The following is a 24,990-nucleotide window of genomic DNA, read 5'->3' on the forward strand; positions in this document are numbered from 1 at the left end:
AATGCTCATTTACAACACGTAAACTGCGCTTTTTCGCCTGTTTTTGCCTTGCACTGGCTGCCTCGTCGACGTTTTTCAACGGCCTGCTCGCCGGTTGTTTTTCATCGCCTGCCAGCGGCCCCCACACTCCAACCGGTGAAGTGAACCGTGAAACTCCGTCATTCGATTTTGGGCCTGCTGCTGTGCGGTAGCCTTGTTGTTTCGAACCTCCAGGCCGCGCCGGCCCAGCCAAAGCAGGAGCTGGCCGCTGGTAGCGCATTGCTGATCGATCTGAAAACTGGCCAGGAGTTGTATTCCAGTAATCCGGATCTGCGCCTGCCGGTCGCTTCGGTCACCAAGCTAATGACCGCCATGGTAGTGCTCGACGCCAAGCTGCCTCTGGACGAGGTACTGCCGATCACCATCCGCGATACCCAGGAAATGCAGGGCGTATTCTCCCGTGTGCGGGTGGGTAGCGAGATCACCCGTCGCGAGATGCTGCACCTGGCGCTGATGTCCTCGGAAAACCGCGCCGCCGCCAGCCTCGCCCACCATTACCCGGGTGGCCATGGCGCCTTCGTCGCGGCCATGAATGCCAAGGCCAAGGCGCTGGGTATGCGCAACAGCCACTTCGTCGAGCCGACCGGCCTGTCAGAGCAGAACGTCGCCACCGCCCGTGACCTGGCATTGATGGTCAAGGCCGCCAGCCAGTACCCGTTGATCCACCAGTTCAGCACCGACTCGGAAGCCACCGTGGCCTTTCGCAAGCCCAACTACACCCTGGGCTTTCGCAACACCAATGCCCTGGTGCGCAAGGCGGATTGGAACATCAACCTGAGCAAGACCGGCTTCACCAATGCCGCCGGTCGCTGCCTGGTGATGGCCACCACCATCGCCAATCGTCCGGTAGCGTTCGTCGTGCTCGGCGCCTTCGGCAAGTACACCCACATGGCCGACGCCAACCGCCTCAAGCGCTGGATGGAGACCGGCAAGGTCACCCCGGTGCCAGCCGCCGCGCTCAGCTACAAGCAGCAGAAGCTCGCCGAGTGGAGCATGCAGGCCGCGCAGTGATCCGTTGCTGACGAAAAGGGCGACTCATTGAGTCGCCCTTTCTCTTTGTACCTCAGCTCGGGCAGCCCAGTCGCTCGCTGAGGTAATCGAGGAAGCAGGTGATGCGTGAGGCCAGTGCGGTGTTGCGGTAGTACACCGCATTGACCGGTTGGCGCACCTCCACGCGCTGCTCCGCCAGCACTTCCACCAATGCACCGCTGGCGCGAGCGCTATCGGTCATGAAGTCCGACAGGCACACCAGGCCTTCACCGATCAGCGCCAGTTCGAGCATGGTGTCGCCGCTGGAGGCGCGCAGGCTCGGGGTGATGCGCCAGCGTTCGCCGAGGGCGTGGCGCAGCGGCCATTCATTGAGGCTCTCGGGCTCGGTGAAGCCGATCAGGCTGTGCTGCGCGAGGTCTTCGGTACGTATCGGCGTGCCGTGGCGCGCCAGGTACGCGGGGCTGGCCAGAACGCGGCGGCGGCTATGGCACAACGGCCGGGCATGCAGGCTGGAGTCCGGCAAGTGGCCGATGCGAATGGCCAGGTCGGTACGTCGCTCCAGCAGGTCGATGATGCGGTCATCGCTGTTCAATTCCAGCTCTATCTGTGGATAACGTGCGCGAAAGTCGCCGATCAGCGGCACGATCACATGCAGCATGAACGGCGAGGCGGTATTGATGCGCAGGCGCCCGGCTGGTGCCTGGCGGCGCAGCGTCATCTGTTCCTCGGCCTCCTCGACGCTGGCCAGGATGCGCCGCGCCTGGGTCAGGAACACCTCACCCTCCTCGGTCAGCTCCAGACGCCGCGTGGTTCGGCGTAGCAGGGTGACCGCGAGCTTTTCCTCCAGGCGACTCAGTGCACGGCTGACGCCGGATGCGGTCTGATCCAGTTGCTCGGCGGCGGCACTGATGGAGCCGCTGTCGACCACGCTGACGAAGGCGAGCATTTCTTCCAGGCTGATCTTCATTGTTGATCTTCAGTCAAAGGTGTTTGCTGGGCTATCGGCTTTTTCCGCATGAGTCTGGCCCGGATACTGTGCGCCATCAACTGCCTTCGGGCTTGTCCGTGGCCATAGGGCCGCCGGCGCGGCTCTGGCATCGATCAAGGAGAACTGCATGAAATTCATTCCCCCATTCGGCCTTGGCACTTTCCGTCTCAAGGATCAGGTTGCCATCGACTCGGTACGCACGGGTCTGGAGTTGGGCTACCGGCATATCGACACCGCGCAGATCTACGGCAACGAGACCGCGATTGGCCAGGCCATCGCTGCCAGCAGCGTGGCGCGTGATGAGTTGTTCGTCACCACCAAGATCTGGACTGAAAACCTCGGCAGCGGCCGGGTGCTTGCCAGCCTGCAGGAGAGCCTGCAGCGCCTGGGCCTGGAACGGGTCGATCTGACGTTGATCCACTGGCCGTCGCCGAACGATGAAATCCCTGTGGCGCAGTATCTGAGCGAACTGCTGGAGGCCAAGCGCCAGGGGCTGACGGCAGCGATTGGCGTGTCCAACTTCACCATCGCCCATCTACGCCAGGCCATCGATGCCGTGGGCGTCGACGAGATTGCCACCAACCAGGTGGAGATCCATCCGTTGCTGCAGAACCGCCAGTTGGTGGATTTCGCCCGTCAGCAGGGCATCCACCTGACCGCCTACATGCCGCTGGCCTACGGCAAGGTGCTGGCCGAGCCGGCGATTCAGCGCATCGCCGCCGCCCATGGCGCCAGCCCGGCGCAGGTGGCCCTGGCCTGGTCACTGCAACAGGGTTATGCGGTGATTCCGTCCTCGACCAAACGCGAGAACCTGGCGGCCAACCTGGCCGCCGCCGAGCTGCGCCTGAGCGCCGCCGACATGGCCGCCATCGCCACTCTGGAGCGTGGCGAGCGGGTCGCCAATCCCGGTTTCGCGCCGCGCTGGGATTGAGCCCACGGAAAGTCGCCTGGCTTGCCAGCGGTGCGCATGGCGCACCCTACCTGGCGCTGGACGCGCGCAGCGGACACGAAGGGATATGGGTCGTGCCTTAGCGGCCGCCGGCGATATCGATCAGCGCGCCAGTGGTGTAGCTGGCCTTGTCGTCGAGCAGCCAGACGATGGCTTCGGCGACCTCTTCGGCACGTCCGGCGCGGCCTAGTGGTGTGGCCTTGCCCAGGCGCTCGGCGCGGCCCGGTTGACCGCCGCTGGCGTGGATTTCGGTGTCGATCAGCCCTGGCCTCACGGCATTGACCCGCACGCCTTCGCCGCCCAGTTCCTTGGCCAGCCCGCGGGTCAGCACGTCCATTGCGCCTTTGGCGCCGGCATAGTCGACGTACTCGAATGGCGAGCCGAGGCTGGCGGCTACCGACGATACCAGCACCATCGAGCCACCTTCGCCGCCACGGCTGCGCGCCATGCGTCGAGCGCCTTCGCGCGCGGTTAGGTAGCTGCCCAGCACATTGACGTCGAACATGCGCCGCAGGCGTTCGCCACTCATGTCCAGCAACGGCATGGGTGGGGCGACGATACCGGCGTTGACCACCAGGCCATGCAGGGTGCCAAGCTTGTCCATGGCTTCGAACAGACGCTGCACGTCGTCTTCGTCGGCCACGTCGCCCTGCAGGGCGACGGCCTGGCCGCCCGCTGCGAGAATCTGCTTCACCACTTCGTCGGCGGCGCTGCGGTCGCTTCGGTAATTCACACCCACCGTCCAACCCTGGGTGGCGGCCAGCAGTGCGGTAGCGCGACCGATGCCACGGCTGGCACCGGTGATCAGCAGGTTCTTGCTCATGGGCAGGCTCCTTGTCGTGAAGGCCCAAGAGTGCCTGTTCAGATCCAGCCTAGCCAGCGCCACCAGGTCAGCGCGAACACCAGCATCAGGAGGTAGCCGACCAGCGTCAGCCAGATGCCGGTACGCAGGAACTGCCGCGCGGTGAAGGTTTCCGTGCCGATGCAGACCATATTCTGCGGCGCGTTGATCGGCAGCAGGAAGCCGAAGCTGACCACGTAGCCGAGCAGCATGCTCATGCCCAGCGGGTTGATGTCGCCGCCGAGCTGCAGCAGCAGGGCGATCATGATCGGCAGCATCGCCGAGGTCAGCGCCGTGGCGCTGGCGAAACCCAGGTGGATGAGGATCAGGAACAGACCGAGCACGGCGAATACCCAGAATGGCGACAGCCCTTCCATGCCGAGGTAGGTCACCAGCAGCTTGGCCAGCCAGGTGCCGGCGCCGGTGGTCAGCACTGCGCTGCCGAGGCTGATACCCACGCCAAAGACGATCACCGTGCCCCATGGAATGCGCGGTTGCGCCTGCTTCCAGCTCATCACGCCGAGACCGGGCATCAGCAGAACGGCAAGACCCACCAGGGTGGTGGAGGCCGTGTCGAAGCTGTGCAGCTTGCCTTCGGTGGCCCAGAAGCCGAGCAGGGTGAGGACGGTGATCAGCAGCTTGCGCTCGTCGAAGGTCATCGGGCCGAGCTCGGCCAGTGCCTTGCGCACCGCTTCCTTGCCGCCTTCGATGCGGTCGGTCTCCGGTGGCATCACGCGCAGGATCACCCAGTACAGCACCGCCGACATCAGCAGGCTCCAGGGCGCGCCGGCGATCAGCCAGTCGGTCCAGGTCACCGATTCGCCGAGCAGCTTATGCATGAAACCGGCGGTGAGCAGGTTCTGCGCTGCCGAGGTCTGGATGCCGACGTTCCAGATGCTGGTGGCCTGGGCGACCAGGATCATGATGCCGCCCGCGAGTGCCGAGCGTTTGTCGACGCCGAAGGCAGCGATCACACCCATCATGATCGGTACCACGCAGGCCACTCGCGCTGTCGCGCTGGGCACGATGAAGCTGAGCAATATGGTCACCACGATGGCGCCCAGCAGCACGCGGTGGGTACTGGCGCCGACCTTCGACAGGGTCAGCAGGGCGATGCGCTTGTCCAGCCCGGTCTGGGTCATCGCGGCGGCGATGAACAGGGCCGAGGCCACCAGTGCCAATGCCGAGTTGGCGAAGCCGCCGAGCGCCATGCTCAAGGCGTCCTTGGTGCCGATCAGCTTGTCCGGGTCGCTCAACGTCGGCGCGCTGCCAAGGAGGAAGGCCATCAGCGCCAGGATCATGATGGCGCTGACTTCATAGCTGACCGATTCGCTGATCCAGACGATCACGGCGAAAGCCAGGATCGCCAGCATGCGCTGTCCAGCGAGCGGCAGGCCGGTCTGCTCAGGCAGCAGGATGATGCCGACCAGCGCCAGCAGTGCGAGCAACAGTCCCCATGGAACGCGTGGGGCACTGGTTTGAGCGATGACGGGCATGGCGTTTCTCCGGGAGATATCCAATGGTTGGAATCTAGTTCCCGATGCTCGCCGCGCCATTGAGGCAGGTCAGTCCGTGGCGATGTTGAGAGGTTTCATTTTTCGCACCTAATTGGTGCAATTTGCCTGTTCAATATGGTGCAAATTGCACCTGAAACGATCATTTTCGATAGTTGTGTGTCTGGATGTGGCACTTTGTGCGTCGCAGCCCAGGATAGGCGATGCTTGAGCCTGTCCCGGCATGTGCCGCACAGCCAACAGCCGCTCCGCCCGCATCGGGCAAGGGTGGGAAGATGGCTGGATTTTCTTGCGCCGCTTTATCTGGAGGCGCAATTTTTGCTAGAAAACCAAGGGTTTGTCTCATGTTCCGGGTTTGCCGGAGGCGTGCACAGTTTTTGACCGACCCATCCCCTCCGCTGCAGTCATCAGCCTGGGGGCTGACCTAAGGAGCCGCGATGGAACACAACGTCTCACTCATCACAATGCTGGCAGGGGGCTTCGGCCTTGCGCTGATTTTCGGCTTCATCGCCGAGAAGATCCGCCTGCCAGCATTGGTCGGCTATCTGTTTGCCGGCATCATCATGGGCCCGGCCACTCCTGGCTTCGTGGCGGATATGGAACTGGCGCCGCAGCTGCTGGAAATCGGCGTGATGCTGCTGATGTTCGGTGTCGGCCTGCACTTTTCCCTCAAGGATCTGCTCGCGGTAAAGAAGATCGCCCTGCCCGGTGCCGTGGTGCAGATGGGCCTGGCCACCGTGCTTGGCCTGGGCGTCGCCAGCTGGTGGGGCTGGACCTTCGGTGAGAGCCTGCTGCTCGGCCTGTCGCTGTCCTGCGCCAGTACCGTGGTGCTGCTCAAGGCGCTGGAAACACGCGGCATCCTCGATTCGATGAACGGCCGCATCGCTGTCGGCTGGCTGGTGGTCGAGGATCTCGCCACTGTGCTGGTATTGGTATTGCTGCCGCCATTGGCGGGCGTGCTGGGCGGCAACAGCCCGGCTGCCGGTGATGCCAGTTCACCGCTGTGGTACGTGCTCGGTGTGACCCTGCTACAGGTCGCCGGCTTCATCGCGCTGATGCTGCTGGTGGGCCGCCGCGTGCTGCCGTGGATGCTGATGCAGATCGCCAAGACCGGCTCGCGCGAACTCTTCACCCTGTCCGTGGTGGCGGCAGCCATCGGTATCGCCTACGGTGCTGCGGTGCTGTTCCACGTTTCCTTCGCCCTCGGCGCGTTCTTCGCCGGCACCGTGATGCGCGAGTCGGATCTGTCGCACCGCGCCGCCGAGGAATCGCTGCCGCTGCGTGATGCCTTCTCCGTGCTGTTCTTCGTTTCGGTGGGCATGCTGTTCGACCCCACCGTGCTGCTGGCCGAGCCGCTGCGTGTGGTCGCGGTAGTGGCCATCGTCATCATCGGCAAGGGTCTGGCGGCCGTGTTCCTGGTATTGGCCTTCCGCTATCCGCTGAACACGGCGCTGACCGTGGCGGCGAGTCTGGCGCAGATCGGCGAGTTCTCCTTCATCCTCGCCGGCCTCGGCATGGCGCTGGGCTTGCTGCCGCAGGAGGGCATGAGCCTGGTGCTGGCCGGTGCGCTGATTTCCATCGCGCTCAATCCGCTGGTGTTCGGCATGATCCAGCCGTTCAAGGCGCTGGTGCTCAAGCGCTCTGCCCTGGCGCGGCGTCTGGAGCATCGCGCCGACCCGCTGGCCGTGCTGCCGATGAGCACCGAGAAGAAATTCCTCGAAGGCCAGGTGGTGGTGGTTGGCTACGGTCGCGTGGGCCGGCGCATCGTCAAGGCGCTGGGCGAGCGGCATATCCCGTTTGTGGTGGTCGAGCAGAACCGCGAGCGCGTCGAGCAGATTCGTGCCGAAGGCCTGGCAGCGGTCAGCGGTGACTCCGGTGATCCGGGTACGTTGATCCAGGCGCACATCGCCAAGGCCTCGATGCTGGTCATCGCCACGCCGGATCCGATGAACGTGCAGCGCATGGTGGAAATCGCCCGCACGCTGAACCCGGACATCGAAGTGGTGATCCGCACCCACAGCCCGGATGCCGTGCAGATCTTCCGTCGTGACGGTATCGGCGAGGTGTTCTTCGACGAGGAAGAACTGGCACGCGGTATGAAGAACCATATCCTGTCCAAGTTCGCCCCGGCCGAAGCCGAGAGCCACAAACCGGCTCACGGTCACTGACAGCCGGGATGACCCAAGCCGCTGGCGGAGCGATCCGCCAGCGGCTTTTTTGTGCCGATTTCTTTTGTCGAAAACCGCGCAGTAGAGCACTGCCGGGTTGGTGAGGCATGCCACAAATCGGGCCGTGCGCAACGCAGGGCGGACATGCTGCGGTACCATCGGCGCCTCTCGCGTTCGCCAGCGAGCGCATCCTGACCCGATAAGGAGATCACCATGAAAAAACTGTTGTTCGTATCCCTGGCCGTTGTCCTGTCCAGCGCCAGCGCTTTCGCTGCCTCGGTCGACAAAGACCAGCTCGTCGGTATCTGGGCCATGAAGCCATTGAACAACGGCATCGCCAACGTGGTGGAGTTCACCGCTGACGGCAAGAGCAACCTGCACCCCTTCAATTGCGAAGAGCCCAGCCCAAGCCAGCCGGAAGTGGAAGTCTCCGACTACCGCATCAGCGAGGACGGCAAGACCATCCAGATCACCTCGCCCTACCAGAGCTTCGACCTGCAGGTGCTGAGCTTCGCGCTGGCCGCCATGCAATTGGGCATGGAGATCGAAGGCCATCAACTGCAGTTCTCCTACCTCAAGCGCGACAAGATCGAGTCGCTCTGCGCGCAATGATCCTCCTGATCACCAGGGCGCGGTGAACCGATCGCGCCCTTGCCAGCAACGACACGGCACGGCGTCCGTCTGCAATTGCCAGCGTCGATTGCAGGACGCATGACGGCGTAACACCTGGACGCTACCATGCGTGCCCTTTTCCCGCGCCCTGCTCTCCGCCATGAAACCCGCACGCTTGCGCGCCGACCTGCTGGCCGGCCTGACCTCGTCCTTCGCTCTGGTGCCCGAGTGCATCGCCTTCGCCTTGGTGGCGCAGCTCAATCCGCTGATGGGGCTGTACGGTGCGTTCATCATCTGCACCATCACCGCGTTGTTCGGTGGTCGGCCGGGGATGATCTCCGGCGCGGCCGGCTCGATGGCCGTGGTGATCGTCGCCCTGGTGATCCAGCACGGCGTGCAGTATCTGCTCGCCACCGTGTTGCTTGGCGGTCTGATCATGCTGCTGTTCGGCCTGCTGCGCCTGGGCAAGCTGATCCGCATGGTGCCGCACCCGGTGATGCTGGGCTTCGTCAACGGTCTGGCGATCATCATCGCCCTGGCCCAGTTCGAGCACTTCCAGCATGACGGTCAGTGGCTGCAGGGCACCTCGCTGTACCTGATGCTCGGTCTGGTGGCGCTGACCATGTCCATCGTCTACCTGCTGCCGCGCCTGACCCGCGCCGTACCGCCAGCGCTGGTGGCGATCCTCGGCATCGGCGTGCTGGTCTACCTGCTGGATCTACCGACCCATACCCTCGGCGACATGGCGCAGATCGCCGGCGGTTTGCCGAGCCTGGTGCTGCCGGATATTCCCTGGACGCTGGAGACCCTGTTCATCATCGCCCCTTACGGCGTGCTGATGGCGCTGGTCGGCCTGCTGGAAACCCTGCTGACCCTGAACCTCACCGACGAGATCACCGCCAGCCGTGGCCATCCGGATCGCGAGTGCGTGGCGCTCGGCGTTGCCAACATGACCTCGGGCCTGTTCGGCGGCATGGGCGGCTGCGCGATGATCGGCCAGACCGTGATCAACCTTGGTTCTGGCGGGCGCGGGCGCTTGTCCGGCGTGGTCGCCGGGGTGATGATCCTGCTCTTCGTATTGTTCCTCTCGCCGCTGATCGAGCGCATCCCGCTGGCGGCGCTGGTGGGCGTGATGTTCGTGGTCGCGCAGCAGACCTTCGCCTGGGGCTCGCTGCGAGTCGCCGGCAAGGTACCGGCCAACGATGTACTGGTGATAGTCGCGGTGACTGCCATCACCGTCGCCACCGACCTCGCCACCGCGGTGCTCTGCGGCATCGTCATCGCCGCGCTCAACTTCGCCTGGCAGCACGCCCGCGAGCTGTACGCCGACAGCGATATTCAGGCCGACGGCAGCAAGCTCTATCGCATGCACGGCACATTGTTCTTCGCTTCCTGCACCACCTTTCTCGCCCAGTTCGAGCCGGCCGACGATCCGCAGCAGGTGACTCTGGACTGCCGCCATCTGAGCTTCGTCGACTACTCGGCCATTGCCGCGCTGAAGACCCTGCGCGAGCGCTACGAGCGAGCAGGCAAGCACCTGCGCGTGGTGCACCTGTCCGAACGCTGCAAGCAGTTACTCAGGCGTGCCGACACCAGCGAATGAGGACGAGCCTCATGCGCTGAGCGTGATGGTCATGGGCTGGTAGACCAGTCCTGCGGACTCGCTGATCTCGCCCGCACGACTGAAGCCGTAGCGCTCGTAGGCGGCAACCGAGGTCAGCGAGGCACTGACCGTGACCACCTCGCTACGCGCATGCGCCAAGGCTGCTGCGACCAGTTGCCGACCAATGCCCCTGCTCTGCTGTTGCGGGTCGACGAAGAGCATGGCCACATGCCGGCCTTCCTTCAGTTCGATGACGCCCCGCACCTGATTCTCCTGGACGAACACCAGTATCAGGTTGTCGCCAGCCATGCGTTTGGCAAAGCTGTCAGGCGCCGCTATCTGGGTAAAGGTCGCCACGCCCTGCGGCGACAACGACGGTGCCACTGCTGCCATGAACGCAGAGATGCACAGCGCACTGACGGCCTCGAGATCGCTTTCGGTCAGCTTGCGTATGCTCATGTTCGTTACCTGCTCCTGGTCTGTTGAGGCGACTGATGGGGGTGGCCGGATTGATGCACTTCTCGGAACCATCGCATGAGAGCCCACCCTAAGCACTATCCTCGCTGGCAAAAGGAACAAGACTGCCGGCTGCGGAATCGGGTTTGGGGATTCGGGGTGCTTTGCCCTATCCTCGCGCCCCTTTCGAAAACGCGACCATAGGACGATACCCGTGTCTGCACTTCTCGAAGCCTTTTCCGGCTGGCTCTGGAGCTACCTCGCCATTCCCATGCTGCTGCTCAGCGGGGTGTACCTGACCTATATCTGCCGGGGTGTGCAGATTCGCCTGATCCCGGAAATGTTCCGGGTCATCACCGAGCGCAATCATGGCGACAAGGAGGCGATCTCCTCGTTCAAGGCCTTCACCATTTCCGCCGCCTCACGGGTCGGTACCGGCAATATCGCCGGGGTGGCCACGGCCATCGCCCTGGGCGGGCCGGGTGCGGTGTTCTGGATGTGGATGGTGGCGCTGGTCGGTGGCGCCACTTCGTTCGTCGAGTCGACCCTGGGCCAGTTGTACAAGTCCGAGCAGCAGTACCGTTACCACGGTGGGCCGGCCTATTACATCCAGCGCGCGCTGGGCTGGCGCTGGCTGGCGGTGGTGTTCGCGGTGATGATCAGCATCACCTACGGCCTGGTGTTCAACTCGGTGCAGGCCAACTCCATCGTCGACGCCATGCAGACCTCGTTCGGTGGCGAAGGCGGCAGCGAGACACTGGCCTGGGGCGTCGGCATCGCCCTGACGATTCTCACCGGCCTGATCATCTTCGGCGGCGTACAGACCATCTCCAAGGTATCGGTGACCGTGGTGCCGGTGATGGCCGTGCTGTATCTGGGCATCGGCGCGCTGGTCATCCTGCTCAACATCGACCGCGTGCCGGCGATGTTCGGCGAGATCTTCGCGCATGCCTTCGGCTGGCGTGAAATCGCCAGTGGCGGCGTCGGTGCGGCGATCATGATGGGCGTGCGCCGCGGCCTGTTCTCCAACGAGGCGGGCATGGGCTCGGTGCCCAATGCCAGTGCCACGGCCTCCGTCTCGCACCCGGTCAAGCAAGGTCTGGTGCAGACCCTTGGGGTGTATTTCGACACGCTGGTGATCTGCACCATGACGGCGGTGATCATCCTGCTGGCCGACCCCAGTCACGCCTATGGCGACCAGACCCTCGGTGCCAGCCTCACGCAATGGGCGCTGGCCGAGCAACTGGGCAACTGGGCGATCCACTTCCTGACCTTCGCCATCCTGCTCTTTGCCTTCACTTCGGTGATCGGCAACTACTACTACGGCGAGTCGAACATCCAGTACATGTTTGGCGGCAAGCTGTGGCTGCAGCTGTTCCGTGTGCTGGTGCTGGCTTTCGTGCTGATCGGCTCGGTGGCCAAGGTCTCGGTGGTATGGGCCATGGCGGATGTGTTCATGCCGTTGCTGGCGCTGACCAATCTGATCGCCATCCTGCCGCTGGCGGGCATCGTTGCGCGGTTGCTCAAGCATTACCGGGATCAGCGTCGCCAGGGCGTGGAGCCGGTGTTCCACCGTGACGAGATGCCGGATCTGAAGAACATCGAATGCTGGGATGGCAGCGACCATGTCACCCGCGCCGAGACCTACGGCGATGCGGCGGTGAGGGCGCTGAAGAACTGAGCGAAAAAGCGTTCAGGCATAAAAAACCGCTGCTGTCGCAGCGGTTTTTCTTTTTGGGTCGAGGCGTGTCGATCAGCGACGGGCGCCACGCACGCCCTCGGCCAGTTCGCGGCACAGGCCGAGCACGCCGTCGATGGCCTGCTGCGGGTTCTTCGCCTCGGCGATCTTGTCGATCAGTGCCGAGCCAACCACCGCGCCTTCGGCACGCTTGGCCACTTCAGCGGCGTGCTGCGGGGTGCGGATGCCGAAGCCGATGCACAGCGGCAGGTCGGTGTGGCGACGCAGGCGCGCCACGGCTTCCTCGACGTGATCCATGGTCGCCGCGCCGGCGCCGGTAACGCCGGCCACCGACACGTAGTAGACGAAGCCGGAGCTGCCGGCCAGCACGGTGGGCAGGCGGTCATCGTCGGTGGTCGGGGTGGTCAGGCGGATGAAGTCGATGCCCGCGCTCTGCGCCGGCTCGCACAGCTCGTCGTTGTGTTCCGGCGGCAGGTCGACCACGATCAGGCCGTCGACGCCGGCCTCTTTGGCGTCACTGATGAAGCGCTCGACGCCGTAGACGAAGATCGGGTTGTAGTAGCCCATCAGCACCAGCGGCGTGCTCTGGTTGCCTTGGCGGAATTCGCGAACCATCTGCAGCGTCTGCTGCATGCCCTGCTTACCGGCCAGTGCACGGATGTTGGCGAGCTGGATGGCCGGGCCGTCGGCCATCGGGTCGGTGAAGGGCATGCCCAGCTCGATCACGTCGGCACCGGCGTCCGGCAGGCCCTTGAGGATGCTCAGCGAGGTGGCGTAGTCGGGGTCACCGGCGGTGATGAAGGTGACCAGCGCGGCGCGGTTTTCCGCTTTCAGTTCGGCGAAACGGTTCTGCAGGCGGCTCATGCGTGCTTCTCCTGGTTGTCCTGCATGTGGTGCATCACGGTCTGCATGTCCTTGTCGCCACGACCGGACAGGTTGATCACCATCAGGTGATCCTTGGGCAGCTTGGGTGCGCGCTTGAAGGCTTCGGCCAGCGCGTGGGCGCTCTCCAGGGCCGGGATGATGCCTTCCAGGCGGCAGCAGTGGTGGAAGGCTTCGAGGGCTTCGTCATCGCTGATCGGCACGTATTCGACGCGCTTGATCTCGTGCAACCAGGCGTGTTCCGGGCCGACGCCGGGGTAGTCGAGGCCGGCGGAAATCGAGTGGGCATCGGTGATCTGGCCGTCCTCGTCCTGCAGCAGGAAGGTGCGGTTGCCGTGCAGCACGCCCGGTGCGCCGCCGGCCATGCTCGCCGCATGCTTGCCGGTGTCGATGCCGTGGCCGGCCGCCTCGACGCCGACGATCTGCACGCCGCTGTCGTCGAGGAACGGGTGGAACAGGCCGATGGCGTTGGAGCCGCCGCCGATGCAGGCCACCAGCGAGTCGGGCAGGCGCCCTTCCTTCTCCAGGATCTGCTCGCGTACCTCGTTGCCGATCACCGACTGGAAGTCACGCACCATGGCCGGATACGGATGCGGGCCAGCCGCAGTGCCGATCAGGTAGAAGGTGTTGTGGACGTTGGTCACCCAGTCGCGCAGGGCCTCGTTCATGGCGTCCTTGAGGGTGCCGGTGCCGGCGGTGACCGGAATCACTTCAGCGCCGAGCAGCTTCATGCGGAAGACGTTGGCCTGCTGGCGGTCGATGTCGGTGGTGCCCATGTACACCACGCACTGCATGCCGAAACGCGCGGCCACGGTGGCGGTGGCCACGCCATGCATGCCCGCGCCGGTCTCGGCGATGATGCGCTGTTTGCCCATGCGCTTGGCCAGAAGGATCTGGCCGATGCAGTTGTTAATCTTGTGCGCGCCGGTGTGGTTCAGGTCTTCGCGCTTGAGGTAGATCTTCGCCCCGCCGAAGTGCTCGGAGAGGCGCTCGGCGTAGTACAGCGGGCTGGCGCGGCCGATGTAGTCACGCTGGAAGTAGGCCAGCTCTTCGAGGAAGGCCGGATCGTTCTGGGCCTTCTCGTATTCGGCGGCCAGCGAGTTGATCAGCGGCATCAGGGTTTCGGCGACGAACTGGCCGCCGAAGCGGCCGAACAGGCCGCGAGCGTCGGGGCCGGTGCGAAATGAGGTCATGGCGTGCTCCTTGTCGACAGCGTGTGGCTGGCAGGGCGAGTGAGTGATGGGGCCATTCTATCCCCATGAGGCGCGGCGAAAAGCGATTTGATTGAGATGATTCGTCAGAAAATCTCACATGTTTGCCTGTGCTCCACGACACATTCCGGCACACCCTGCCGGGCACTGTAGAACTTGGCTGCGCCTGGCCAGTCCCAGCAGCTACGGCCATGGGGCCGTTCTTCCAGGGAGAAAGCGAATGCACAAGGTATGGGTAGCGGGCGCGATGCTCGCTGTGTCGCTGGGCACGGCCCAGGCGCAAACACTGGATCTGCATGGCATCGGCGTATCGCGCGATGTGCCGTGCAAGGGGCTCGACGTGATCGTCACCGGCAATGGCAACCAGTTTCGTCTCACCGGCGATTGCGGCCTGGTCGAGGTAAACGGCTCCGAGCAGCAGGTGAGTTTCGGCAAGGCCGCCGGTCTGGTGGTGACTGGCGTGAAGAACCGTATTGAGGCCGAGCGTGTCACCGGCCTTGAAGTCAGTGGCAGCGAGCACCAGATTGACACTGAGGTGCGCGGCAACGACCAGCAGCCGGCACAGATCGCCATTTACGGTGAAGGCAACGTGCTCGATCTCAATCTCAGCGGCCCGGTGCAGATCGAGGTCAATGGCCTCAACCAGCAACTGACCTGGAGTGGCGACGAGCCGCAGATCGAGACCACCGGCGTCGAACACCGCATCACGCAGGATTGATCGGCGCGGCAGGTTGGCGCCCGGCGGTTAACGTGATTAGATGCCCCTGACTCGTCAGGAAAAATCACCTCTCCCATGAGCCGCGACCTGCCCCCACTCAATGCCCTGCGCGCCTTCGAAGCGGCCGCCCGCCTGCAAAGCGTCAGTCGTGCCGCCGAAGAGCTGCATGTCACGCACGGCGCGGTCAGCCGGCAGATTCGTGTGCTCGAAGAGCAGCTTGGCCTTGGCCTGTTCGACAAGGACGGCCGTGGCGTCAAGCTCACCACCGCGGGCCTGCGCCTGCGCGATGCCACTTCGGAGGCCTTCGAGCGCCTGCGTGATACCTGCGCCACGCTGCGCCGTGAAACCGAAGAGCGTCCCTTCGTCCTCGGCTGCCCCGGCAGCCTGCTGGCGCGCTGGTTCATCCCACGTCTGGATCGTTTGCAACGCGAGCTGCCGGAGTTGCGCCTGCAACTCTCGGCCAGCCAGGGCGAGCTGGATCCGCGCAGCGCAGAGGTGGACGCCACCCTGCTGTTCGCCGACCCGCCATGGCCGGCCGATATGCAGGTGTTCGAGCTGGCGCCCGAGCGTATCGGCCCGGTGCTCAGCCCGCGTTATGCCAACCATGCACGCCTGGCAGCAGCCACTGCCGAGGCGCTGTACGCCGAGCCGTTGTTGCACACCACCTCGCGTCCCCAGGCCTGGCCACAATGGGCGGCTGCGCAGGGCCTGGCGGTAGAGCGCATGCAGCAAGGCCAGGGTTTCGAGCATCTCTACTATCTGCTGGAGGCTGCCGCTGCTGGGCTCGGCGTGGCCATCGCGCCGCAGACGCTGGTCGCCGATGACCTGCGTGCCGGTCGTCTGGTGGCGCCCTGGGGCTTCGTTGAAACCAGTGGCTGCCTGGCGCTGTGGACGCGTCGCGCCGACCCGCGTAGCGAGCGCCTGGCGCATTGGCTACGCGAAGAGCTGACGACCTGAGCACAACGACTCTGCCACGTCGTCTCTGTCGAAGAGCGCGACGCTACTAGCGAGGTAGGGCGCGGAGTCGGTTGCTAGCATCGCCGGACTTTCCTTTCGCTCAGCGGCCTGGCCGGCTCAGACGAGGTGTCAATGTCCAACCTTTGCAGCAGTTCAGCCGGTTTCTCCCCCTATACGCTGGAAGTGACCGGCAAGGGCATCCAAGAAGTCGAGCAGGCGCGGGCGGTGATACCGGCCGGCACACCGATCAACATTGCCTTTCTGGGCAACGAAGATCACGCCCAGCGCATCCAGGCGGCGAAGGTCATCCGGGCCTGTGGCGCCGAGCCGGTGCCGATCATTTCCTCGCGCCGGCTGCGCTCCGAGGCTGATCGTGACGAGCTGATCGGCGCTCTGGTGGCCCAGGCGGCGCCGAAGCGCTTCATGTTCGTCGGCGGTGACCCGGCCACGCCCGCCGGGCCGTACCAGGACTCCCTGGCGCTGCTGGCCAGTGGTGTGCTGGAGCGCCACGGCATCGATCAGGTGGTGATCACCGGTTATCCGGAAGGACACCCGAAGATCGACAGCGGCGAACTCATGCGCGCCCTGAAGTGGAAACTGGACTTTCTGCGTGAAGCTGGCTGCAGAGTGGAGATCACCACGCAGTTCGGCTTCGATGCTGAGGCGGTGGTGCGCTGGATCGAACGACTGCGCCAGCAAGGCATCGATACGCCTGTGCGTATCGGCGTGCCTGGGCCTGCCGATGTTGGCAAGCTGCTGCGCTTCGCCCGTCAGTTCGGCGTGGCGACCTCTGCCTCCATCCTGCGGCGTTACGGATTGTCGATGACCAACCTGATGCAGCGCGTGGGCGCCGAACGTTACTGGGATCAGTTGCAGGCCGGGCTGGGTGACAGGCGACTGGGCAGCATCGGCTGGCATCTCTATCCCTTCGGTGGAGTCGAGGATGGCGTTACCTGGATCAATGCCCGTTTGAGCGTTGCCGCCAGCCCCCAGGCATCGTCGCGCTAGAGAACGCCAGCCCTCCAAGGCCAGACATGGCGCTTGGGATATTGCCAAGCTGGCCTGGCAAAGATGACAATGCAATTCATTGTCATTTGATACGAAATCGCGCCATGTCTGCCGAAGTCCAGGTGCTGGATACCCTCTACCGTGATCATCACAGTTGGCTGCAAGGCTGGCTGCGACGGCGCCTGGGCAACCGTTGCGATGCCGCCGACCTGGCGCAGGACACCTTCGTGCGCCTGCTGCGTGCCGGCAATGCGGCGAGCATCCGTGAGCCGCGCGATTACCTGGCCACCGTGGCGCGCGGACTGATGGTCGACTTCCTGCGCCGCCGCTCGCTGGAGCAGGCCTACCTCGATGTGCTGGCCAGCCAGCCGCAGGCAGAACAACCCAGCGCCGAGCAGCAGGCGTTGCTGCTGGAAGCGCTGATGGACGTCGACCGTATGCTCGACGGTCTCGGTCGCACGGTACGCGAGGTATTCATCCTGTCTCAGCTCGACGGTCTTACCTACGCGCAGATTGCCGCGCGCCTGGGTATCTCCCTGCGTAGCGTGAACAACTACATGGCCCGCGCCGTGGAACATTGCTGCCTGTTGCAGGCAGGTTGGCAGTCGTGAACGAGGCACAGCGCGCCGCGCTCAAGGCTGCCAGCGGCTGGTACGCACGGCTGTGCTCTGGCAGCAGCGATGCCAGCGAGCAGCAGGCCTGGCAACGCTGGTATGACGCCGATGCGCATCATCGTCAGGCCTGGCAGCAGATCGAGAAGCTGCGTGAGCAATTGGGTCTGCTACCTGGCCCCATCGCCTCGTCGACCCTACGCGGCGTCGACCACGGCAGACGGCGCCTGCTCGGCAGTCTGGCGCTGGTCGGTCTGGCCGCGCCGCTGGGCTGGTTCGCCTGGCAAAGCGACACCCGGCGTTACTGGCTGGCCGACTACCGCAGTGGCGTAGGCGAGCGTCGCCAGTGGCAACTGAGCGATGGCAGCGAGCTGACGCTCGGCACCGCCAGCGCGGCGCAGTGGCATGTCGACGGACAACGGCGCCTGCTGCGTTTGTTGAGTGGCGAAGCGTTGATCCACTGCCCCGGCGAGGCCCGCCCGCTGCTGGTGGAAACCCGCCATGGCCTGGTACGCAGCCAGGGTGCGCGTTTCTGCGTGCGCAGCGATGAGCAAGGCAGCCAGGTCGCCGTGCTGGAACAGCACGTGGAGGTCGCGCCGCTGCGCCATCTGCAATCCATGCAGACGCTGACTGCCGGGCATCACCTGCGCTTCGATGCCGGGCAGCTCGGGTCACCGCTTGCCAACGATGCGGCCACGGCGGCCTGGACGCAGGGCAGCCTGATCGCTCTCGATCAGCCGCTGGGCGAGGTGATCGCCGAGCTGGCGCGCTATCGCCATGGCGTGCTGCGGCTCGATCCGGCCCTGGGCGGGCTGAAGGTATCCGGCAGTTTCCCCCTGGCCGACACCGATCGCGCCCTGGCCGCGCTGGAGCACAGCTTCCCGGTACGGGTGGTGCGGCGTACCGACTACTGGGTGACGCTGGTGCCGAAGGTATAGCGTTTAAAAAATATTGATTGTCGTTTGCACTTTTTTCTCGACTGGCTCGGCCCTCCTGAAATACCGGCTACAGGCCTTCCATTCTCAGGGGAAATTCATGCGTCAACCTCGTTGCAAACTGCATTCGCTGACCGTGGCCGTTCAGGCCGCACTGCTCTGCTCCGGCCTGGCACTGACGGTGCCGACGCTCAGTGCCGCGCCAGCAGAGTCTGCCGTGCAGGCACAGTCTTTCGATATCGCTGGCGGCCCGCTGGCCGAGGTGTTGAACCGCTATGCCAGTGCAGCCGGCATCGCTCTGTCGTTCGATGCCACTGCGTTGCAGGGGCAGCGCAGTCAGGGTCTGCAAGGTACCTATGAGGTCGAGGAAGGTTTCGCCCGCCTGCTGCAAGACAGCGGTCTGCGCGCCGTGCGCCAGGGCGAGGGCATCTACGGCCTGGAACCACAGCCGCAGCAACGTCCGGTGAACAGCGACGTGCTGGAGCTGGACGCCACCCAGATCACCGTCAGCACCCTGCGTGGCGATACCGCTGTCGGCCAGACCAGCCAGCGCGTGACCGTGATCGATCGGCAGCAGATCGAACAGCAGCTGGCGCTGAGCAGCGACCCAGGGCAGGTGCTGAGCAACCTGATTCCGTCCTATTCGCCAAGCCGGCAGAAGATGTCCAACGCCGGTGAAACGCTGCGTGGCCGTACCCCGCAATTTCTCGTCGACGGTGTGCCGCAGGCCAGCTCGATCCGTAACGACGGGCGCAGCAGCTACACCATCGATCTGGCGCAGATCGAGCGCATCGAGGTGATCCACGGAGCTTCGGCCGAGCATGGCGGCGGCGCCACTGGCGGTATCGTCAACTTCATCAGTCGCCGCCCCGAGAGCGATGGCATCAATCAGCACGCCGGCGTCAGCCTGGAGAGCGATGACCGCTTCAGCAAGGATGGCCTGAGCTACAAGATGAACTACCGGGTCAGCGCCCAGCAGGGCGACTGGGAAACCCTGTTCGGCGCCACCTGGCAGGAGCGCGGCGCATTCTACGACGCCAACGATGAGCTGATCGGCGTCGCCTACCCTGGCGAGATCCAGGACACCCGTGACCATGACCTGATGTTCAAGCTCGGCTACTGGATCGACGAGGTACAGCACCTGCAGTTCAGCGCCAACCACTACGAACTCAAGGGCAACAACGACTACGTGCCGGTGCTCGGTGACCGCGCCGCGGGCATCCCCACCACCGCGCGCAAGGGCGACCCGCAAGGCGATCCGGCGTTCAACGAAAACCGTCAGTACACCTTCAGCTACAGCAACCAGGATCTGTACGGCAACGTGCTCGACGTGCAGCTCTATCACCAGCGCTACCGCGGCCAGTTCGGTGCGTTGATGTCGGCCGCCTTCCAGGATCCCAACATCGCGCCGGTCGGCACGTTGTGGGAGCAGAGCCGCAGCGACTCGGAGAAATGGGGCGGCAAGCTGACCCTGCGCCGCAGCGGCCTGTTCGACGGCCTGCTCGACCTGACCGGTGGCGTCGACCTGATGCGTGACAAGGGCGAACAGGTGCTGGTGCAGACCAACCGCAGCTACGTGCCGCCTTCCACCTACGACAACCAGGCCGGCTTCCTCCAGGGTGACCTGCACCTGACCGACAAGCTGACCCTGATGGCCGGCGTGCGCCGCGAGCACTCCGAGCTGGACGTGGATGACTTCCGCACCGTATGGGGCACCAACAACGCCGGTGGGGTTAGCGTCACCGGTGGCAAGGTGTCGTTCGGCAAGACCCTGAGCAACTACGGTTTCACCTACCAGGCCACCGACTGGGCGCAGCTCTACGGCGGCTACTCGGAAGGTTTCGGCATGCCCGACATCGGCCGCGTGCTGCGCGGGCTCGACGAACCGGGCCTGGACGTGGAAAGCCTGCTGGAGCTGGAGCCGATCGTCACCCGCTCGCGCGAGGTGGGCCTGCGCCTGAACTTCGACCGAGTGGACATGGAGCTGAGCTACTACGAGTCCTTCTCCAACGTCGGCGAGCGCCTGTCGGTCAACAGCGACGGCAACTACATCGCCAACCGCGAGCGGGTGGAGATCCAGGGCTATGAGTTGACCGGCAATTGGCACTTGAACGACCGCCACAGCCTGCGCGGTAGCTATGCCCACAGCCAGGGCAAGTCCGACACCGATGATGACGGCAAGGTGGATACGCGCCTGACCGGCCTGAACATCTCACCGGATCAGTACAGCCTGGCCTGGCAGGCCAACTGGAACGAGGACTGGTCGAGCTACCTGCAATACAACTACTACGTCAGCCGCAGCTTCGACGACCCGCGCCTGGAGTTCGACGGTTATGCCCTGCTCTCGGCCAGCGTCAGCCGCCGCCTGCCGGTGGGCAGCCTGTCACTGGGTATCGACAACCTGCTCGACGAGGACTACTTCACCTACTACTCGCAGTCGGCACGCATCGCCAACGACTACAACTTCAAGGGTCGCGGCCGTACCTTCACGCTGGGTTATCAGGTGGAGTTCTGATCGAGGCTTCGAGCACAGCGCCAATGTCGCCCTTAGCGGCATTGGCGATCTGGCGAGAAGTTTTGTGAGGGACGGAGTGGGTGACGCGGAGCTTGTCGGCTTACCTGATGCGTTATCGAAGCTTCTGGGCGAGGGCGCTCAAGCCTGACTGGCTTGAGCGCCCTATCTCTCAGAACGAATGCGACAGACTTGCCGTCAGGCTGCGCGGAGTGCCATACCAACCGCGCGCGCCGATGGCGGTGTAGTAGGTCTCGTCGAAGGCGTTGTTAAGGTTCAATGACACGCTGGTCTCAGGCGTGAAGGCGTACTGCGCCATCAGATCCACCACGCTGTAGGCACCCTGGTGGAAGGTGGCGTTGTTGGGGCCGGCGCCCTTGTAGTACTCCGCACCCTGCCAGCGCACGCCACCGCCGACTTTCAGCTGCGGAATGGATTGCAGGCGATAGCTGGTGAACAGCTTGAAGGTGTCGCGCGGCACCTCGGTGAGCATGCGCTGGTCATCGGCGTTCTTGATCACCGCATAGGAATAGCTGGCAGCAACCTGCCAGTCCGGCAGGATCTCACCCGCCATTTCCACCTCGAAACCACGGGTCTTGGTGCCGGATTCGGGGATGGAGTAGCCGGGGTTGTTAGGGTCTGCCACAGGCAGGTTGTCCTGGCGTACCTCGAAGACGCTGAGGCCGGCCGTCAGGCGCTTGTCCCAGAACTCGCTCTTGAGGCCCAGCTCATAGCTTTCGCCTTCCTTCGGCTCGAGATAGGTGCCGCCGACCTGCTGCACATTCTGAGGGTTGAAGATGGTGGTGTAGCTGGCATAGGCAGACCAGTTTTCGGCGAAATCGTAGATGAGGCCAAGGTAAGGCGTGACGATGCCATTTTCCTGTTCTCGGGTGGAGGTGACATTGCCGGTCGCCAGCACGCGTGAAGACTTGTCGCGTTGCCAGTCGATCACCCGTGTGCCGGTGATCAGCGAGAGACTGTCAGCCAGGCTCCAGCGTGCCGCCGCGACCCATCCCGTCTGTGTTTCATCCAGCGCATCTTCCGAATACTTGTCACGCACGATGTCGGGTATCGGCAGCGAGCCGTCCCAGGTGAAGATGTTGTCGATGCTCTGGAACCCCCAGAGGTTGTAGCCGTAGCTGCGGTAATAGGACTTGGCGTGGCTGGCGCCCAGGTGCAATTCATGTTCGCGGGAGAACAGCTCGAAGGGGCCCGACGCGGAGAGGTCGAACGAGGTCTGGCGTGGCTCGCCTGCCCAGCGGCCGGTCCAGGTGGAGATACCGCTGCCATCGGGATTGACCCTGCCGCTGGCGGCAGTGGCGAAGGCATCGTCATAGCTGCGGCGGCTATGCTCGGCGTTGAATTTCACTTGCCAGCCGTTGCCTAGCGCGTGTTCAAGAGTGGTGAACAGCGTCTTGGTCTCACGCTTGTGGTAGCTCCAGTCGGCGCCGGAGTTGAACGAGCGCGATGGTTTGAAGTGGGTACCGTTGGCGTTGTACATCGGGAAGCCGTGGTTGCCTGCTCCGTCGTTATCCATCTTCTGGTATTCGGCACCCACGGTCAGCATGGTGGCATCGCTGATGTCCCATTCCAGTACGCCATAGGCCACCTGTTTCTCCAGCTCCTGGCGGTCGACATGGCTCTTGCTGTCACTCTTCGAGGCGACGAAGCGGCCGCGTACATGGCCGCTCTCCGAGAGCTTGCCCGATACATCCAAGTCGGTGCGGTAGCTGTCCCAGGAGCCCGCCTGCACGGTCAGCTTGCGCTGCGTCTCCAGGGTCGGCTTCTTGCGGATCAGGTTCACGGTGGCACTGGGGTCGCCGGTGCCCGACATCAGCCCGGTCGCGCCGCGTACCACTTCGACCCGGTCATAGGTGACCATGTCGGCGAGGTCGTCACGAAAGCCGTAGCTGTCGGTGCGGTTGATACCGTCGACCTGAATGTTGCCGATCTCCATGCCGCGCACGTAGATGTGGTTGGCGTCGCTGCCGGCCGGGCCCATGCTGTCGACGACCACACCCGGGGTCTGTTCGAGTACCTGGGCGATGTCGGTGAGGTTCTGATCCTCGATCTGCTGGCGGGTCACCACGCTGACCGCCTGCGGCGTCTCGCGTATAGACAGGTTCAGCCCGGTCGCGGTGCTGGTCGAACCGGTGGTGTAGCTGCCGGTGCCTTCCGTGGTGGCGCCTAGCTGGGCACCGGATACGGTCATCGCACTCAGCTCCAGCGCGCCTTCCTGGCTCGGGCGAACCAGTACGTAGCGCTTGTCGCCAGCCTGCTGCACCTGCAGGCCACTGCCTTGCAGCAATATGGCGAAGCCCTGATCCACCTCGTACTTGCCATGCAGACCGCTGCTACTCAACCCAGCCGTTTCTTCACTGCTGAAGCTGATGGTCACGCCGCTGGCGGCGGCGAACTGACTGAGTGCGGCGGCCAGGCTGCCAGCGGGAATGCTGTAGCTGAGCGGTTCGGCCCAAGCGCTGGCGGTAGCCAGCAGTGAGCCGGACAGGCTCAGGGCCAGGACTGCCTGGCGAATACTACGAGCGAGTGGAGAGGGGGATGCGGACATCGAATGGCTCCTGTTCAGGTGGCCTGGGCGGGCAGGCGGCAATGGGCGTGAACATGGAGCCGAAATAGGAATGAAAATCTGTTACCCCTGCGATAAAAATATTTACGCCGCTGTGAATGCCCCCGCATTTCATGCGGCACCTCGGAGTCAGGCTGGCGCCGTCATGTCTCGCGCGCCTCGATATGTATCCAGTAACGGGTCATGCGGCGCATCTGGATCGGCAGGGCGTCCAGCAGGCTGGCCAGCGTGGCCTCGCTGTCGTTCAGGTTGAAGGCTCCGGATAGACGCATGGCCGCCACCTGTGGCGAACAGCCCAGGTAGCCGTGACGGTGACGCGACAGTTCGGCGAGCACTTCGTCCAGGCGCCAGTCGACCACCACCAGCATGCCCTGCGTCCAGGCCGAGGCGCTGGCCGCTGCCGGACGCAGGGCGCCGACCCTGGTGCTGGTGAAATCGCATGCCTGGCCGGCTTCCACTCGCACCGCCTGAGTGGTGGCCAGGCTCGGGCTGATTTCCACGGCATGCTCCTCGACCGTCAGCCGTGTCTGGCTGCTGGTCTGGTGCACGCCAAAGCGGGTGCCGAGCGCAAGGATGTGCCCTTCGGCGGTCTGCACGCTCAGCGGGCGCGGGTCTTTGGCGGTGGTGACGAGAATCTCGCCGTGCAGTAGATGGATCAGTCGCTGCCCGGTCGTGAAGCGGATATCCACACGGGTGTCGGTATTGAGGTCGAGGCGACTGCCATCAGCCAGCGTTACACGTCGCCGTTCGCCGACGCGGGTGACGTAATCGGCACTCCACGGCGAAACCTGATAGCCCTGCCAGCCGACCAGTCCGACACCCAGCAGCACGGCCAGCGTCTTCACCACGTTGCGGCGGCTGTGCCGGGCATTCTCCAAGGCCTGTGCAACGATGCCCTGTGGAGCCTGGTCGAAGCGCTGGCGCAGGTTTTCCAGGCGCGCCCAGGCTTGGGCGTGGCGAGGATCCTCGGCGAGCCAGGCCTGCCAGGCGGCACGCTGGGCATCGGTGACCTGGCTGTCGTGCAGGCAGACGTACCAGTCCACGGCCTGGCTGAGGGCGACCTTCATGCTTCGTCCAGCAACAGGCAGTGCATCAGCGCGCTGGCCAGATGTTTGCGGACGGTGGTGACGGAGACTCCAACCCGCTCGGCAGCCTTCTCGTAGCTCAGGCCGTCCAGTTGCACGGCGAGAAAGATTGCGCGGGTGCGCTCGCCCAGGCCGTCGAGCATGCGGTCGATGGCCAGCAGGCTATCGAGGATCAGGGCGCGGGCTTCGGCGGAGGGCTCGTAGCGCTCGGGCTGCAGGGCCAGGGCTTCGAGATAGGCCTGCTCCAGCGAGCGGCGACGATACAGATCGATCACCAGACCGCGGGCGACGGTCGCCAGGTAATGGCGCGGTTCACGCAGGCTGCCAGCGCTGCGGGCGAGCAGCACACGGATGAAGGTGTCCTGGGCCAGGTCGGCGGCATCGGCAGAGCTGTTCAGGCGTTGCCGCAGCCAGCCACGCAGCCAGCTGTGATGCTCGCGGTAGAGCACGTCCAACTGGGCATGGTTGGCCGTATCGGATAGCAGCGTGGACATCCAGCCTCCTGCTGAGAGATTGCGAATAAGAATTTGTCGCAACTATACGCAGGAGGATGGGGGTTGTGAATGGGGGCATAGACGATGCTCGTACTCTGCTTGCGACCTGACACTGACGCGCTGGCGTTAGA

At 64.3% G+C, this 24,990-nt stretch carries 21 protein-coding genes; 12 read left to right on the top strand and 9 right to left on the bottom strand.

The window, feature by feature from the left end; genetic code table 11:
• Window positions 1-147: 147 nt before the first annotated feature.
• Window positions 148-1,050: a D-alanyl-D-alanine endopeptidase gene (pbpG, locus tag HS968_RS00285; RefSeq protein WP_182369587.1), complete on the top strand. Its 903-nt coding sequence runs from the start codon at window positions 148-150 to the stop codon at window positions 1,048-1,050.
• Between the two features lie 52 nt (window positions 1,051-1,102).
• Here the strand turns inward: pbpG and HS968_RS00290 are convergent, their stop codons facing one another.
• On the bottom strand, window positions 1,103-1,996 hold the full coding sequence (locus HS968_RS00290) for a LysR substrate-binding domain-containing protein (protein ID WP_182369589.1): 894 nt from the start codon (window positions 1,994-1,996) through the stop codon (window positions 1,103-1,105).
• A gap of 148 nt (window positions 1,997-2,144) precedes the next feature.
• Here HS968_RS00290 and dkgB point away from each other — a divergent pair, with 148 nt between their 5' ends.
• On the top strand, window positions 2,145-2,948 hold the full coding sequence (gene dkgB / locus HS968_RS00295) for a 2,5-didehydrogluconate reductase DkgB (RefSeq protein WP_182369591.1): 804 nt from the start codon (window positions 2,145-2,147) through the stop codon (window positions 2,946-2,948).
• Window positions 2,949-3,045: 97 nt separating this feature from the next.
• Here dkgB and HS968_RS00300 read toward each other — a convergent pair whose 3' ends face one another.
• The gene (locus tag HS968_RS00300; RefSeq protein WP_182369593.1) at window positions 3,046-3,789 is read right to left on the bottom strand and encodes an SDR family oxidoreductase; all 744 of its coding nucleotides are present in this window, start codon (window positions 3,787-3,789) and stop codon (window positions 3,046-3,048) included.
• A 38-nt stretch (window positions 3,790-3,827) separates the two neighbouring features.
• Window positions 3,828-5,303 carry a DASS family sodium-coupled anion symporter gene (locus tag HS968_RS00305; RefSeq protein WP_182369595.1) on the bottom strand — a complete coding sequence of 492 codons (1,476 nt, stop codon included), beginning with the start codon at window positions 5,301-5,303 and terminating at the stop codon, window positions 3,828-3,830.
• A gap of 455 nt (window positions 5,304-5,758) precedes the next feature.
• Between HS968_RS00305 and ybaL the strand changes: the two genes are divergently transcribed.
• The 3 genes from ybaL to HS968_RS00320 all read left to right on the top strand — a co-directional run bounded on the left by ybaL (window position 5,759) and on the right by HS968_RS00320 (window position 9,704).
• A complete protein-coding gene (gene ybaL, locus HS968_RS00310) occupies window positions 5,759-7,489 on the top strand; it encodes a YbaL family putative K(+) efflux transporter (RefSeq protein ID WP_119692545.1) in 1,731 nt (576 codons plus the stop codon).
• A 213-nt stretch (window positions 7,490-7,702) separates the two neighbouring features.
• A complete protein-coding gene (locus HS968_RS00315; protein ID WP_182369597.1) occupies window positions 7,703-8,101 on the top strand; it encodes a hypothetical protein in 399 nt (132 codons plus the stop codon).
• A 160-nt stretch (window positions 8,102-8,261) separates the two neighbouring features.
• Window positions 8,262-9,704 (top strand): SulP family inorganic anion transporter, encoded by a 1,443-nt coding sequence (locus HS968_RS00320; RefSeq protein WP_182371553.1) that lies wholly within the window; start codon window positions 8,262-8,264, stop codon window positions 9,702-9,704.
• 9 nt (window positions 9,705-9,713) lie between these two features.
• Here the strand turns inward: HS968_RS00320 and HS968_RS00325 are convergent, their stop codons facing one another.
• A complete protein-coding gene (locus tag HS968_RS00325) occupies window positions 9,714-10,163 on the bottom strand; it encodes a GNAT family N-acetyltransferase (RefSeq protein ID WP_182369599.1) in 450 nt (149 codons plus the stop codon).
• A 211-nt stretch (window positions 10,164-10,374) separates the two neighbouring features.
• On the opposite strand from HS968_RS00325, the gene HS968_RS00330 reads away from it, so the two are divergent.
• Window positions 10,375-11,841 carry an alanine/glycine:cation symporter family protein gene (locus HS968_RS00330; RefSeq protein WP_182369602.1) on the top strand — a complete coding sequence of 489 codons (1,467 nt, stop codon included), beginning with the start codon at window positions 10,375-10,377 and terminating at the stop codon, window positions 11,839-11,841.
• A gap of 72 nt (window positions 11,842-11,913) precedes the next feature.
• On the opposite strand, the gene trpA is transcribed toward HS968_RS00330, so the two are convergent.
• Window positions 11,914-12,723, bottom strand: coding sequence for a tryptophan synthase subunit alpha (gene trpA, locus HS968_RS00335; RefSeq protein WP_182369603.1), 810 nt, complete (start codon window positions 12,721-12,723; stop codon window positions 11,914-11,916).
• A complete protein-coding gene (trpB, locus tag HS968_RS00340; RefSeq protein WP_182369606.1) occupies window positions 12,720-13,934 on the bottom strand; it encodes a tryptophan synthase subunit beta in 1,215 nt (404 codons plus the stop codon). Before trpB ends, trpA begins: the two co-directional genes overlap by 4 nt.
• A gap of 238 nt (window positions 13,935-14,172) precedes the next feature.
• On the opposite strand from trpB, the gene HS968_RS00345 reads away from it, so the two are divergent.
• From HS968_RS00345 to HS968_RS00370, 6 genes are all read left to right on the top strand, one after another.
• A complete protein-coding gene (locus tag HS968_RS00345; RefSeq protein ID WP_182369608.1) occupies window positions 14,173-14,670 on the top strand; it encodes a DUF3060 domain-containing protein in 498 nt (165 codons plus the stop codon).
• Between the two features lie 75 nt (window positions 14,671-14,745).
• The gene (locus tag HS968_RS00350) at window positions 14,746-15,627 is read left to right on the top strand and encodes a LysR family transcriptional regulator (protein ID WP_182369610.1); all 882 of its coding nucleotides are present in this window, start codon (window positions 14,746-14,748) and stop codon (window positions 15,625-15,627) included.
• Window positions 15,628-15,759: 132 nt separating this feature from the next.
• A complete protein-coding gene (locus tag HS968_RS00355) occupies window positions 15,760-16,635 on the top strand; it encodes a methylenetetrahydrofolate reductase (RefSeq protein WP_182369612.1) in 876 nt (291 codons plus the stop codon).
• Window positions 16,636-16,739: 104 nt separating this feature from the next.
• Complete coding sequence (locus HS968_RS00360; RefSeq protein WP_182369614.1) at window positions 16,740-17,246, top strand: sigma-70 family RNA polymerase sigma factor; 507 nt, start codon at window positions 16,740-16,742, stop codon at window positions 17,244-17,246.
• Window positions 17,243-18,184, top strand: coding sequence for a FecR domain-containing protein (locus tag HS968_RS00365; RefSeq protein WP_182369617.1), 942 nt, complete (start codon window positions 17,243-17,245; stop codon window positions 18,182-18,184). Before HS968_RS00360 ends, HS968_RS00365 begins: the two co-directional genes overlap by 4 nt.
• A gap of 97 nt (window positions 18,185-18,281) precedes the next feature.
• Window positions 18,282-20,696: a TonB-dependent receptor gene (locus HS968_RS00370; RefSeq protein ID WP_106737884.1), complete on the top strand. Its 2,415-nt coding sequence runs from the start codon at window positions 18,282-18,284 to the stop codon at window positions 20,694-20,696.
• A gap of 169 nt (window positions 20,697-20,865) precedes the next feature.
• On the opposite strand, the gene HS968_RS00375 is transcribed toward HS968_RS00370, so the two are convergent.
• The 3 genes from HS968_RS00375 to HS968_RS00385 form a co-directional block, all read right to left on the bottom strand.
• Window positions 20,866-23,262, bottom strand: a complete 2,397-nt coding sequence (locus HS968_RS00375; protein ID WP_182369619.1) for a TonB-dependent siderophore receptor — start codon at window positions 23,260-23,262, stop codon at window positions 20,866-20,868.
• A 161-nt stretch (window positions 23,263-23,423) separates the two neighbouring features.
• Window positions 23,424-24,347, bottom strand: coding sequence for a FecR domain-containing protein (locus HS968_RS00380; RefSeq protein WP_182369621.1), 924 nt, complete (start codon window positions 24,345-24,347; stop codon window positions 23,424-23,426).
• Window positions 24,344-24,859: a sigma-70 family RNA polymerase sigma factor gene (locus HS968_RS00385; RefSeq protein ID WP_182369622.1), complete on the bottom strand. Its 516-nt coding sequence runs from the start codon at window positions 24,857-24,859 to the stop codon at window positions 24,344-24,346. Before HS968_RS00385 ends, HS968_RS00380 begins: the two co-directional genes overlap by 4 nt.
• Between the last annotated feature and the right edge of the window lie 131 nt (window positions 24,860-24,990).

Origin of the sequence: Pseudomonas berkeleyensis, from assembly GCF_014109765.1 — a bacterium.
GTDB classification, from domain to species: Bacteria; Pseudomonadota; Gammaproteobacteria; order Pseudomonadales; family Pseudomonadaceae; genus Aquipseudomonas; species Aquipseudomonas berkeleyensis.

Bases quoted from the DNA above. Each gene is read 5' to 3' on its own strand.
- HS968_RS00290 (WP_182369589.1), bottom strand. From the start codon at position 1,996: ATGAAGATCAGCCTGGAAGAAATGCTCGCCTTCGTCAGCGTGGTCGAC.
- dkgB (WP_182369591.1), top strand. From the start codon at position 2,145: ATGAAATTCATTCCCCCATTCGGCCTTGGCACTTTCCGTCTCAAGGAT.
- HS968_RS00300 (WP_182369593.1), bottom strand. From the start codon at position 3,789: ATGAGCAAGAACCTGCTGATCACCGGTGCCAGCCGTGGCATCGGTCGC.
- HS968_RS00305 (WP_182369595.1), bottom strand. From the start codon at position 5,303: ATGCCCGTCATCGCTCAAACCAGTGCCCCACGCGTTCCATGGGGACTG.
- ybaL (WP_119692545.1), top strand. From the start codon at position 5,759: ATGGAACACAACGTCTCACTCATCACAATGCTGGCAGGGGGCTTCGGC.
- HS968_RS00315 (WP_182369597.1), top strand. From the start codon at position 7,703: ATGAAAAAACTGTTGTTCGTATCCCTGGCCGTTGTCCTGTCCAGCGCC.
- HS968_RS00320 (WP_182371553.1), top strand. From the start codon at position 8,262: ATGAAACCCGCACGCTTGCGCGCCGACCTGCTGGCCGGCCTGACCTCG.
- HS968_RS00325 (WP_182369599.1), bottom strand. From the start codon at position 10,163: ATGAGCATACGCAAGCTGACCGAAAGCGATCTCGAGGCCGTCAGTGCG.
- trpA (WP_182369603.1), bottom strand. From the start codon at position 12,723: ATGAGCCGCCTGCAGAACCGTTTCGCCGAACTGAAAGCGGAAAACCGC.
- trpB (WP_182369606.1), bottom strand. From the start codon at position 13,934: ATGACCTCATTTCGCACCGGCCCCGACGCTCGCGGCCTGTTCGGCCGC.
- HS968_RS00345 (WP_182369608.1), top strand. From the start codon at position 14,173: ATGCACAAGGTATGGGTAGCGGGCGCGATGCTCGCTGTGTCGCTGGGC.
- HS968_RS00350 (WP_182369610.1), top strand. From the start codon at position 14,746: ATGAGCCGCGACCTGCCCCCACTCAATGCCCTGCGCGCCTTCGAAGCG.
- HS968_RS00355 (WP_182369612.1), top strand. From the start codon at position 15,760: ATGTCCAACCTTTGCAGCAGTTCAGCCGGTTTCTCCCCCTATACGCTG.
- HS968_RS00360 (WP_182369614.1), top strand. From the start codon at position 16,740: ATGTCTGCCGAAGTCCAGGTGCTGGATACCCTCTACCGTGATCATCAC.
- HS968_RS00370 (WP_106737884.1), top strand. From the start codon at position 18,282: ATGCGTCAACCTCGTTGCAAACTGCATTCGCTGACCGTGGCCGTTCAG.
- HS968_RS00375 (WP_182369619.1), bottom strand. From the start codon at position 23,262: ATGTCCGCATCCCCCTCTCCACTCGCTCGTAGTATTCGCCAGGCAGTC.
- HS968_RS00380 (WP_182369621.1), bottom strand. From the start codon at position 24,347: ATGAAGGTCGCCCTCAGCCAGGCCGTGGACTGGTACGTCTGCCTGCAC.
- HS968_RS00385 (WP_182369622.1), bottom strand. From the start codon at position 24,859: ATGTCCACGCTGCTATCCGATACGGCCAACCATGCCCAGTTGGACGTG.